Source organism: Bacillus sp. KNSH39, from assembly GCF_052656585.1.
This window is the reverse complement of sequence record NZ_JBQXYO010000001.1, coordinates 2,914,110-2,926,488: the sequence shown is the minus strand read 5'-3', so window position 1 is coordinate 2,926,488 and position 12,379 is coordinate 2,914,110. Positions and strand designations below refer to the sequence as shown.

At 38.1% G+C, this 12,379-nt stretch carries 11 protein-coding genes; 8 read left to right on the top strand and 3 right to left on the bottom strand.

The genetic code is table 11. The features are described from left to right. Window positions 1–2 precede the first annotated feature (2 nt). Window positions 3–695: an ABC transporter permease gene (locus ACUL40_RS14920; RefSeq protein WP_000945198.1), complete on the top strand. Its 693-nt coding sequence runs from the start codon at window positions 3–5 to the stop codon at window positions 693–695. 64 nt (window positions 696–759) lie between these two features. Here ACUL40_RS14920 and ACUL40_RS14915 read toward each other — a convergent pair whose 3' ends face one another. Further along, window positions 760–1,263 carry a DinB family protein gene (locus ACUL40_RS14915; protein WP_100650968.1) on the bottom strand — a complete coding sequence of 168 codons (504 nt, stop codon included), beginning with the start codon at window positions 1,261–1,263 and terminating at the stop codon, window positions 760–762. A 153-nt stretch (window positions 1,264–1,416) separates the two neighbouring features. Here ACUL40_RS14915 and ACUL40_RS14910 point away from each other — a divergent pair, with 153 nt between their 5' ends. After that, complete coding sequence (locus tag ACUL40_RS14910) at window positions 1,417–2,316, top strand: hypothetical protein (RefSeq protein WP_074047977.1); 900 nt, start codon at window positions 1,417–1,419, stop codon at window positions 2,314–2,316. 186 nt (window positions 2,317–2,502) lie between these two features. Here ACUL40_RS14910 and fhuB read toward each other — a convergent pair whose 3' ends face one another. Both fhuB and ACUL40_RS14900 read right to left on the bottom strand, forming a co-directional pair. Further along, entirely contained in the window at window positions 2,503–4,539 is a 2,037-nt protein-coding gene (gene fhuB / locus ACUL40_RS14905; RefSeq protein WP_445422978.1) for a Fe(3+)-hydroxamate ABC transporter permease FhuB, read from the bottom strand. A gap of 7 nt (window positions 4,540–4,546) precedes the next feature. After that, entirely contained in the window at window positions 4,547–5,521 is a 975-nt protein-coding gene (locus tag ACUL40_RS14900) for an ABC transporter substrate-binding protein (RefSeq protein WP_000722821.1), read from the bottom strand. 451 nt (window positions 5,522–5,972) lie between these two features. On the opposite strand from ACUL40_RS14900, the gene ACUL40_RS14895 reads away from it, so the two are divergent. The 6 genes from ACUL40_RS14895 to etfA all read left to right on the top strand — a co-directional run bounded on the left by ACUL40_RS14895 (window position 5,973) and on the right by etfA (window position 12,242). Further along, the gene (locus ACUL40_RS14895) at window positions 5,973–7,019 is read left to right on the top strand and encodes a BclA C-terminal domain-containing protein (protein ID WP_445422977.1); all 1,047 of its coding nucleotides are present in this window, start codon (window positions 5,973–5,975) and stop codon (window positions 7,017–7,019) included. Between the two features lie 189 nt (window positions 7,020–7,208). Next, entirely contained in the window at window positions 7,209–8,894 is a 1,686-nt protein-coding gene (locus ACUL40_RS14890; RefSeq protein ID WP_000414746.1) for a long-chain-fatty-acid--CoA ligase, read from the top strand. 106 nt (window positions 8,895–9,000) lie between these two features. Beyond that, window positions 9,001–9,588, top strand: coding sequence for a TetR/AcrR family transcriptional regulator (locus tag ACUL40_RS14885; protein ID WP_000742223.1), 588 nt, complete (start codon window positions 9,001–9,003; stop codon window positions 9,586–9,588). An 11-nt stretch (window positions 9,589–9,599) separates the two neighbouring features. Next, entirely contained in the window at window positions 9,600–10,376 is a 777-nt protein-coding gene (locus ACUL40_RS14880; protein ID WP_000911292.1) for an enoyl-CoA hydratase, read from the top strand. Between the two features lie 78 nt (window positions 10,377–10,454). Beyond that, window positions 10,455–11,228, top strand: coding sequence for an electron transfer flavoprotein subunit beta (gene etfB, locus ACUL40_RS14875; RefSeq protein WP_001029028.1), 774 nt, complete (start codon window positions 10,455–10,457; stop codon window positions 11,226–11,228). 36 nt (window positions 11,229–11,264) lie between these two features. After that, a complete protein-coding gene (gene etfA / locus ACUL40_RS14870) occupies window positions 11,265–12,242 on the top strand; it encodes an electron transfer flavoprotein subunit alpha (RefSeq protein WP_000101945.1) in 978 nt (325 codons plus the stop codon). The last annotated feature ends 137 nt before the right edge of the window (window positions 12,243–12,379 follow it).

Genomic DNA, 12,379 nt, shown 5'->3' with positions numbered 1-12,379 from the left:
TCATGCTACGTCTTATGAAGCTAGAACTGAAGAAAATTAAACTTGGCTGGTACGTGAAGAGAGCAGTAATTGCAAATCTTGCTATACTGGCATTATTGATTTTTGTTAGCATCGTTTCTCAAATAGAGGGAGATCCAGAAATAAGAGATCCGCAGGCCATTTTGTTAATGGCTAGTTCAATAGTGAGAGCAACATTTATTATTTTTGGTGCTGTACTAATAGCTAAGTTAATAATTGATGAATATAAAAACAAAACAATATTATTGATGTTTTCTTATCCAATTAATCGAAAGAAAATAATGATTAGTAAGTTGGCTATTACAGCAATATTAACATTCATAACAGTTATTTTATCTAATATTTTTGTAGTGGGAATTTTCATTGGAATAGATAGTTATTTTTCGATTCTTCCTAATTCATTCGCAGTAGATCAATTGATTCAAGAAGGGATAAATCTCGTTCCTTTAGCCATTGCCACTGCGGGAATAAGCTTAATTCCTCTATACTTCGGAATGCGTAAACGTTCAGTGCCAACTACTATTGTTTCGTCTATTATCGTTGTGCTAATCGCAATTAATAACCCACCAATATTTCCTATAGCGACCTTTCTTCCTCTTCAATTCGCATTTGCAGTGATTGGTGTGGCGATTGCTTATTATGGAATTAAAAATATTGAGAGGGAAGATGCAATATAAAGTTTCACATGAAACAAGTTACAGAAAAAGACAAGATGTGTAAACACCTTGTCTTTTTCTGTTGTTACATTTTAGGAGCTTCCATTCCAGCCGTAGCCCATTCTTCTTTTGCGGGACCATATACACCAGGAACTGTTAAGCCGGCTTGTCGCATTAAAACCGTCATTTGCCCGCGGTGATGATTTTGATGATTAATAAGTGTCATTAAAAATATAGAATTCGGCATAGGGCGACCAAAGAAGTCATTAATAGTTGCTAAATCTTTATCAGTCCATTCGCTTTGAAGTGCTTCAACAAAAGCCGCGTTCACTTTACGGTACTCATCTGCAATTGTTTTTGCAGAAGTAGGAACAGGATAATCTTTCGTTTCGCCTTCAAACTTTAGCCCTGTGCCAGATAGTATAACAGGAATTGCCGTCACGATATGCCAAGCGACTCTTCCTAACGTCCAATGTCCAGGTGCAATTTCTTGTGATAAAGATGCATCGGTTAATGAATCAAGCATTTTCTGAGTAGACTCTGCTTCGTATGTCCATGATTGTAAAAAGCCTTCAATCGTTTGGTACATTATTGTTATCCCCCTCTACTTATGTTCATAGATTAAGTTCGAGAAGAAATGACAAGTTCCCTTTATGTTTTAATGATGCTGTTTAAAATTTTATATATAAATTTTATGATACTATTGAGTGTATATAGAATTATATTAATTTAGGGGGATATTATGAAAAGATTGATTTTAGGAATCATAATTTTATTTTTAATGGTAGGATGTAGCAACGAAACTTATAAAAAAGCAATGGATCAAGGGAAATTGGCGTTAGCGAGTAAAGAATATGACACGGCAGTAGCATCATTTGAGCTAGCATTAGAAGAGAAAAAGGATGATAAAGAAGCAAAGGTATTAAAAGACCAAACTACTAAGATGATAAGTTCGATAAAAGAGAAATCGAGTGGAAATATAGAACAAGCAATAGGTTTGTTTCAAGAAGTAGAAAAGATGAAAGATGGTTCCGCAATCCTTCAAAGTCAAGCGAAAGAACAAAAAGATTCGCTCATAGAGCATAAAGAGTTAAAAGGTCAATATATAGGTCAATTGGAAAAGGCAGAGAAGTTAAAGAATGATAAAAAGTATGAAGAGGCTAAAGGGATAGTAAATAAAATTGTTAACGATACTGGCCAAAATCAACAATTTATTTCGGAAAAACAACGGGCCGAAGAGCTGAATAAGCAAATCGATGGCTTACTAACTCAACAAGCAGAAGTTAAGAAAAAAGAGGAAGAGTTAAAAAATGAAAAGAAAAAAGAGACTGATATTGGAAAGTTAAAAGGGTCTTGGATGTCATCAGAAAGTACAGACAGGCCAGTTGGGTTGGAAATAGAATCTATTAATAGTGAGAAAACAGGCGGAGAATTTATGGAACATAATATTTTTGGGAAAGGGACTACTATAGGAGACTTTCGAATATTAAGTGTGGACCAAGGGATTATTTCCATAGAGCTTGTATTTTTAATGGGAGAAAGAAAACAGAAGGTTGATTTGAAAATTGAGGAGAACACATTAACTGTATATCATGAGTTTATGGGGAGTACTGAATCTGTGAAATTAGTGAGATCAGAGTAATTTATCCGGCTATTCGTCGGACAGTAAAACTTCCACCTCAAGATTCGGCTGGAGCAAAGAAGTTAGGTGGGAGATTCACTGCTCATAAAAGCCCGATTGGTGTGGGCTAATAATTAGCGGGGATGAAGAAAACCCCCACTAAAGAAAGTTAATTAAAAAGGAGGCTTCTAACAAGAAGCCTCCTTTTTAATTAACTTTCTTCCCACTCTTCCTCATCAACCATAAGAAATAAGGTGCTCCAAGTACAGCGACGACAAGACCAGAAGGAATTTCTTTCGGATATGCAATTGTTCGGCCGAGTAAGTCAGCAATGGAAAGAAGAATTGCTCCAAACAGTGCTGAGCAAACGAATAGTCTTTGATGGTTCATACCAACAACAATTCTTGCTAAGTGAGGTGCGACAAGGCCTAAAAAGGCAATTGTACCGACAGCAGCGATATTTACTGATGCAAGTAGTGTTGCTAGCACAATTAGAGCAAGACGTGTTTTATTTACTGGTTGCCCAAGTCCAGTTGCTAAATCGTCTCCCAGTACGAGAACGTCAAGTTGTTTTATTAAGAAAAAGATAATGAATACAAGAATTAGAGATGGATATAGAATGATATTTTCTAAGTGATTCCACCCTCTTGCATACGTACTGCCAGATAACCATGTTAAAGCAGCGGCAACATTCAAATTGGCTCTAACGATAAAGATTTGAATAATTGCTGAGCCAAGCGCAGAAATACCAATCCCTATTAAAGCGAGAGCTGTTGGACTAAATCCTGATTTCCAAGAGAAGAAGAGGACAATTCCAACTGCAAGTAGTCCGCCAATAAATGCACCAATTGGTAGGAAGAAACCAGGAAGTGCAGGAAAGACATACATAATCGTTAAAGCACCGACACCAGCTCCCGATGAAATACCAATAATAGAAGGATCGGCAAGTGGGTTTCGTAATATACTTTGGAAAACAAGCCCACTTATTGCAAGGCATGCGCCAGCAATAGCAGCAACGAGCATTCTTGGTAAACGAAGATTCATCATCATATTTTTGTCAAATTGTGTTAATTGACCTGATATAACATTAGTAATGCTTTCGATATAAGCGTTACTACCGATTGTAACACCAAGAGCAATCGTCACAATACAAAGTGTGATAGATATAATGATTACCTTTTTATAAGAGTAATAGCGGGAACTAGCTCCAGCTGCATTCGCACCGTTATCATTCATATATTGTTTCGACTTCATCATTCGATACACTAAGTAAATAAGCCAAGGAGATCCAATCATTGCTGTGACTGCCCCAACAGGAAGTTCTGCACCGGTTGGATCTATTAATCTACCGACAACATCTGCTCCAAGCAATAATACTGCCCCCCATAAGAAAGAAGAGAGAAGAAGAGTAAAGTGTTGACGGTATCCGATAAGGCGCATTAAATGAGGTGCAACTAAGCCGACAAAGCCAATTGGTCCAACAACAGTAACAATTACTGCTGTTAAAAAGATTGCAGCAATGAAGGCGATAAGACGTGTTACTGCTGTTTTTTCACCAAGAGAAATAGCAACATCATCACCAAGTAAGAGAATGTTGAGTTTACGAGACATAAATAGTAAAACTAGGAAAGAAATAATGATAAATGGAAAAGTAAATTGAACGCCATCCCAGTTATTTTGAATAAGAGAGCCAGCTCCCCATAAAAATAAACCAGCTGTTTCATTTTCATAGAAAAGCTGCATCGTTCCGGTAAAGGCAGAGAGCATTAATGTAACGACCATACCAGCTAATGCCATTCTAAGTGGGGTTCCCTTTTTTCCACCAGAAATACGGTATACAAATAAAGCAGTAATAGCACCACCGATAAATGTGAACAGAAGAGAATTAATTTGTAAATCTTTCGGTAAGAAAATTGTAGCCGCTACTAGAAAGAAATATGCGCCAGAGTGAATACCCATTGTACTGGATTCAGCAAGTGGATTTTTCGTTAACGTTTGTAAAATAACCCCTGATGCAGCAAGAGCGCCTCCAGCTAAAACGGCAATTACAGCTCTAGGTAATCGAAGCATAATTAAAGTTTGATGTTCTAGTGATTGGTTCGGTGAGATAAGAGCATCAATAATCATACTATAGGAAATGTTTGCTTGACCTTGTCCGATATGAATAAAGAAAAGGAGGAGCAAGAGAGCTGCTCCTCCTCCGAATACAAGACTTGCTCGAAGTGTATGTTGTAAGCTATTCATTGTGTAATCACTTCTTCGCTGTCATTACATCTGCTACTTGTGTTGCTAAAGATGTTGCAGACTCAGGACCACCGAAAATCCAAGTGTCGCCTTTTAATTTATACATTTTGTTTTCTTTTTTGAACTTTAATTCTTCCCAAGCAGGGTTGCCTTTTAGTTGCGTGTCAAAAATGTTATCTTCATCCGCTACAATGTAAATGAAGTTTGAATCTTGTACACTTTGTAATGATTCTACAGTTGTTTGTTTAAAACCATCTGGCTCAGATTTTCCTGCTTCAAAAGTATTTGTTAGACCTAATTTTTTTGTAACTTGTAAAGCTAAAGAATTGTCAGTTAAGATACGGAATGTTGGTACGTTTTTAGCAGTAAATGCTTGTGCCATTGCGATGTTTTTATCTTTTAAGTCTGCTTTCTCAATTTTTGCTTTTGCATCAGCGAATGCTTTATCCATATCAGCTAATACTTTTTTACCTTCTTCTTCTTTTCCAACTGCTTTTGCAATTTGTTTAAATGTTTCTGTCATTTCAGCAAAGTGATCGTTATTGCTTGTTGATGGATCAAACATAACTGTTGGTGCAATTTGCTCTAATTCATTTTTAATTGCTTTACCACGGAATGAAGCTGTAATAATTAAGTCTGGTTTTAAACGGCTAATTTCTTCTAAGTTTGGTTGTTGACGTGTCCCTACATCTACAACATCTTTACTCGGTTTTGTTTTTGTATTTACCCATTTATTATAATTCTTAATGTCTGCCATCCCTACTGGCTGAACACCAAGTGCTAATAAGTCTTCAGAATATACCCACTCAAGTACAACTACTTTTTTTGCTGGTTTATCTAACTTCGTTTCCCCTTCAGCGTGTTTAATTGTTATAGCTTGATTTTTATTGTCCGCTTTTGTTTCTTTTTTCTCCTCTTTTTGCTGTCCGCATCCAACAGCGAATAGAAGAACTACTATGAAAATACTGAGAATTTTCTTCATCTTCTGCCCCCAAATTAAGTGTTTTTTGTAACTAGTACCATAAGTGAAAATGGTTATCAATTACAACACCCAAATCATACTATGAGGATATTTTAAGTGTCAATATATTTTTAAAATTTTGACGAAAAATAACGAACTATACGGATTTTTATATATTATAGTCGCTATTTATGAAGAATAAGCCTCTTTACTAAAAATATTGGCGAATGTGGAAAGTTTAAATGGGAAAGTGGCTGTGTACGATAGTGTAATGTGTATTGTTAATAGTCTGTGGAGATAAGGCGAAAGTACAAGCAAAAGGAGAGTGAATCGCATGTAATAATTACTAGAATGTATGGAGGAAATCTGTGTTTTATCCCCAACTAGGCAAAGTATTTCTTTGTTATTTAGATAGGTGTTTTTTAAGTCGGTGATTGCGCTAAAAAGATCGAATGTAAAGGAAGTGATCAACATGTCTTCATGGAGCAATAACGTAAATGGATATTGTGGGTGTAATAATCAAAATGGTGTACATGTTGATTCATGCTGTTTTAGTTGCGATGGGACAGTTCCTAAGGTTGGTCCAACCGGTCCGACGGGAGCAACAGGTGGCACAGGCCCAATGGGGGCGACAGGAGTAACAGGCGACACAGGTCCAACGGGAGCGACAGGAATAACAGGAGCAACAGGCCCAACGGGAGCGACAGGAATAACAGGGGCAACGGGTCCAACAGGAGCGACAGGAATAACAGGGGCAACAGGCCCAACGGGGGCGACAGGAATAACAGGGGCAACGGGAGCGACAGGTTCAACAGGGGCAACGGGAGCGACGGGTTCAACAGGGGCAACGGGAGCGACAGGAATAACAGGAGCAACGGGTCCAACGGGAGCGACAGGAGTAACGGGAGCAACGGGTCCAACGGGAGCGACAGGCCCAACAGGAGCGACAGGTTCAACAGGTTCAACCGGGGCAACGGGAGCGACGGGTTCAACAGGAGTGACAGGCCCAACGGGAGCAACAGGTCCAACGGGAACGACGGGTTCAACCGGTCCGACAGGAGCAACAGGAGCGACGGGCTCAACGGGTTCAACCGGGGCTACAGGTACAAGTATCACGGCGACATATGCATTTGCAAATAATACGTCGGGAACAGCGATATCGGTAGTTCTTGGTGGAACGAATGTCCCGCTTCCAAATAATCAAAACATCGGTCCAGGAATTACTGTTTCTGGTGGAAACACAGTATTTACGGTTGCAAATGCTGGTAATTATTATATTTCATATACAATTAATATAACGGCTTCATTATTAGTCAGTTCACGGATTACAATTAATGGAGGGGCACTTGCTGGGACAATAAATTCTCCTGCGGTAGCAACCACATCATTTAGTGCAACAATTATTACAACTCTTGCAGCAGGAGATGCTATTAGCTTGCAATTATTTGGTTTGTTAGCTGTTGCGACATTATCAACAACTACCCCAGGAGCGGTATTAACAATTATAAGATTAAGTTAATGACAAACTCTCTTACTCTTTTAAGATTAAGAGAGTTTCTACATATAATAAGAAGTTAATGAAGTAAAGCATAGTTATATAAAAGTCAGAATATTATGATTGTAACGCTATGGTGACTATAATATAATGAAAATAACCATCATGAATGAACATTCATTTATTTTTTATGTATTTGAAGGGGGAATGAAGGTGGAAAAACCATGGTTGAAAAGTTATCCAGAGGAAATTCCGAGTACGGTTTCTTATGATATTCAGCCGCTTCATAGATATGTAGAACAGATGGCTTCTCGCTACCCAGAAAAGAAAGCGCTTCACTTTTTAGGGAAGGATATTACGTTTTCGGACTTCCATGATAAGGTGAAGCGGTTTGCAAATTATCTTCAAAAGCTCGGTGTGGAAAAGGGTGATCGAGTTGCTATTATGTTGCCGAATTGTCCGCAAGCTGTAATTGGTTATTACGGCACATTACTTGCGGGAGGTATCGTAGTACAAACAAATCCACTGTATACAGAAAGAGAATTAGAATATCAGCTTCATGACTCGGGAGCAAAAGTAATTCTTTGTCTCGATTTAGTGTTTCCAAGAGTAACGAATGTTCAATCTGCTACAAAAATTGAGCATATTATCGTAACTCGTATTGCAGACTTTTTACCATTCCCTAAAAATCTATTGTATCCATTTGTGCAGAAAAAACAGTCGAATTTAGTTGTGAAAGTATCAGAGAGTGAAACGATTCATCTTTGGAATTCAGTAGAAAAAGAAGTGAATACGAATGTTGAGGTGCCTTGTGATCCTGAAAATGATCTAGCTCTTTTACAGTACACAGGAGGAACAACCGGATTTCCGAAAGGAGTTATGTTAACGCATAAAAACCTCGTCTCTAACACGTTAATGGGAGTTCAATGGTTATATAATTGCAAAGAAGGAGAAGAAGTCGTTCTTGGGGTTCTTCCATTTTTCCATGTTTATGGTATGACAGCTGTTATGAATTTAAGTATTATGCAAGGATACAAAATGGTCCTTATTCCAAAGTTTGATATGAAAATGGTTTTTGAAGCGATTAAGAAGCATAAAGTGACATTGTTTCCAGGGGCACCAACTATTTATATCGCTCTTTTAAATAGTCCGCTTTTAAAAGAATACGATATTTCTTCTATTCGTGCTTGTATTAGTGGATCAGCACCACTGCCAGTAGAAGTACAGGAAAAGTTCGAAAAAGTTACAGGTGGTAAACTAGTAGAGGGATATGGTTTAACAGAATCCTCTCCGGTTACACATAGTAATTTTTTATGGGAAAAGCGAGTGCCAGGTAGCATCGGAGTTCCGTGGCCAGATACAGAAGCAATCATTATGTCGCTTGAAACTGGTGAGGCATTACCGCCAGGAGAAATAGGTGAAATTGTAGTGAAAGGCCCTCAAATTATGAAAGGATATTGGAATAAGCCAGAGGAAACAGCGGCTGTATTGCAAGATGGCTGGCTCCATACAGGTGATGTTGGCTACATGGATGAAGATGGATTCTTCTATGTAAAAGATCGCAAGAAAGATATGATTGTCGCGAGTGGATTTAATGTGTATCCTCGTGAAGTTGAAGAAGTATTATATGAGCATGAAAAAGTGCAAGAAGTAGTGACAATTGGAGTTCCAGATCCGTACCGAGGAGAGACGGTTAAAGCATTTGTTGTGTTAAAAGAAGGTACGGAGTGCTCTGAGGAAGAATTAAATCAGTTTGCACGTAAATATTTAGCGGCTTATAAAGTGCCGAAAGTATATGAGTTTAGAGATGAATTGCCAAAAACGACAGTAGGGAAAATTTTACGCCGTGTTCTAATAGATGAAGAGAAGAGAAAGAATGAGGATGAGCAAACGGGCTAAGGCCCTTTCTTTTTGAAAAAATAGGATTGACACTTTTCTAAATAGTCAGTATTATAAGAATATGAATGACTATTCATTCAGTCATCTTCTTGAAGGGGACAGTAAAGTGAAGAAAAATAGACCGAAATACAATCAAATTATTGATGCGGCAGTCATTGTGATTGCGGAGAATGGGTACCACCAAGCGCAAGTTTCTAAAATCGCAAAGCAAGCTGGGGTAGCTGATGGCACGATTTATTTATATTTTAAAAATAAAGAAGATATATTAATATCCTTATTCCAAGAGAAGATGGGAGAATTTGTCGAAACAATTCGTCAAAAAACAGCAGGAATTGAAAGCGCTGTATCGAAGTTATTCATGTTGGTAGAAACGCACTTCTTGCTGTTGTCGCAAAATGATCCTCTTGCTATCGTTACGCAATTAGAGCTAAGGCAGTCCAATCAAGACTTGCGCCTTAAAATAAATGAAGTATTAAAAGGCTACTTACAAGTTATGGATGAGATTTTAGAGACTGGTATAAAACAAGGTGAATTTCAAGCAGATTTAAATGTTCGCGTGGCAAGACAAATGATCTTTGGAACAGTAGATGAAGTTGTGACCAATTGGGTAATGAGCGATCATAAGTATGATCTGGTCGCACTTTCAAAAACGGTACACGGGCTACTTATTGCAGCTTGTGGTTATCGTCAATAATGGGAGGGATCATGTTGAAATTCCTATCTGTAAGAGTTGAAGATCATATCGCGGTGGCGACATTAAATCACGCACCAGCGAATGCGATGTCTTCACAAGTTATGCATGACGTTACTGAATTAATTGATCAAGTGGAAAAGGATGATAACATTCGTGTTGTTGTTATTCACGGTGAAGGACGTTTCTTCTCAGCAGGAGCAGATATTAAAGAATTTACATCTGTTACTGAAGCGAAGCAAGCAACAGAATTAGCACAGCTTGGACAAGTTACGTTTGAGCGTGTTGAAAAATGTTCAAAACCAGTTATTGCGGCAATTCATGGAGCGGCACTGGGCGGCGGCCTTGAGTTTGCTATGTCTTGCCACATGCGCTTTGCAACTGAAAGTGCAAAACTTGGTTTACCTGAATTAACACTTGGATTAATTCCTGGCTTTGCAGGTACACAGCGCTTACCACGTTATGTTGGGAAAGCGAAAGCTTGTGAAATGATGTTAACAAGTACACCAATTACTGGTGCAGAAGCATTAAAGTGGGGACTTGTTAACGGATTGTTCTCTGAAGAATCTCTTTTAGATGATACGCTTAAAGTTGCAAAACAAATTGCTGGAAAAAGTCCAGCAACAACTCGTGCTGTACTAGAGTTATTGCAAACGACAAAATCGTCTCATTACTATGAAGGTGTACAACGTGAATCACAAATTTTTGGTGAAGTATTTACGAGTGAAGATGGAAGAGAAGGTGTAGCCGCATTTTTAGAAAAGCGCAAACCTTCATTTAGTGGCAGGTAGTTCAATTATTTTTTTAATATAAATTAACAGAAAATTAAAATTGATAGAATCTTTCTGAAAAACAAGGGGGTAAATGGAATGAACATCTACGTACTCATGAAACGAACATTTGATACAGAAGAAAAAATCGTAATTAAAAACGGTGCAATTTACGATGGCGAAGCGGAATTCATCATCAACCCTTACGATGAATATGCAATTGAAGAAGCAATTCAAGTAAGAGACGCACAAGGTGGAGAAGTTACAGTTGTAACAGTCGGTGGCGAAGATAGTGAGAAAGAACTTCGTACTGCATTAGCAATGGGCTGTGATAAAGCGGTATTAATTAATATTGAAGATGATGTAGAAAATGGTGACCAGTTCACGACAGCAAAAGTACTTGCTGAGTATTTAAAAGATAAAGATGCAGATTTAATTTTAGGCGGAAACGTTGCAATTGATGGTGCATCTGGACAAGTAGGGCCACGCGTAGCTGAAGCGTTAAATATTCCGTATGTAACGACAATTACAAAACTTGAAATTGACGGTACAAATGTGAAGATTGAGCGTGATGTTGAAGGTGATACAGAAGTGATTGCAACTTCATTACCAGTTTTAGTAACAGCACAGCAAGGTTTAAATGAACCGCGTTATCCATCGCTTCCAGGTATTATGAAAGCGAAGAAAAAGCCGCTAGAAGAATTAGAATTAGATGATTTAGATTTAGAAGAAGATGATGTGGAAGCAAAGACAAAAACAATTGAAATCTATTTGCCTCCTAAGAAAGATGCAGGAAAAGTGTTACAAGGCGAGCTGCAAGATCAAGTAAAAGAACTTGTATCGTTGCTCCATACAGAAGCGAAAGTAATCTAATAAAATACGAAATTATATATGCAGGAGGGAAAATCTATGGCTCGTAAAGTATTAGTAATGGGTGAAGTTCGTGATGGATCGCTACGTAACGTTTCTTTTGAAGCGGTAGCAGCAGCAAAAACAATTGCAGAAGGCGGTGAAGTAGTAGGTCTTCTAATTGGAGACAGTGTTGCCTCTTTTGCAAATGAATTGATTCATTACGGTGCAGATCGCGTTGTGACAGTTGAAAATGATAAATTAAAATCATATACATCTGATGGTTATGCACAAGCGTTTTTAGCTGTACATGCTGAAGAAAATCCAGAAGGTATCGTTTTTGGACATACAGCACTTGGTAAAGATTTATCACCAAAATTAGCAGCGAAGCTTGAAGCTGGTTTAGTTTCTGACGTAACTGCTTTAGAGGTTGAAGGTGGAAATGTTATCTTCACTCGTCCAATTTACTCTGGTAAAGCATTCGAGAAGAAGATTGTAACAGACGGCATCTTATTTGCGACAGTGCGTCCAAATAACATTGCAACTCTGGAAAAAGATGAGTCTCGCAGCGGTGACGTATCTTCTATCACAGTTGATGTGAAAGATTTACGTACAATCATTCAAGATGTTGTCCGTAAAACAGCAGAAGGTGTGGATCTTTCTGAAGCAAAAGTTATTATCGCTGGTGGACGTGGTGTGAAGAGTGAAGAAGGCTTTAAGCCATTAAAAGAGTTAGCGGACGTACTAGGCGGCGCTGTTGGGGCATCTCGTGGTGCTTGTGACGCTGAATACTGTGATTACTCATTACAAATTGGTCAAACTGGTAAAGTTGTTACGCCAGACTTATACATTGCATGTGGTATTTCTGGTGCGATTCAGCATTTAGCAGGTATGTCTAACTCAAAAATAATCGTTGCGATTAATAAAGATCCAGAAGCAAGTATCTTTAAAGTAGCTGACTATGGTATTGTCGGTGACTTATTCGAAGTTGTACCTCTTTTAACAGAAGAGTTTAAAAAGTTAAAAGTACATTCATGATTTAAGTACCCTTGAGTTCCAAGTGAAGTACCCCTATATATAGAAAAAGGTGAGAGATCCCCTGTCTCTCATCTTTTTAGTATTTAATCCGTATTTTTATATAGTATAAAGGAACATTTTTTTGTTACAATACATAA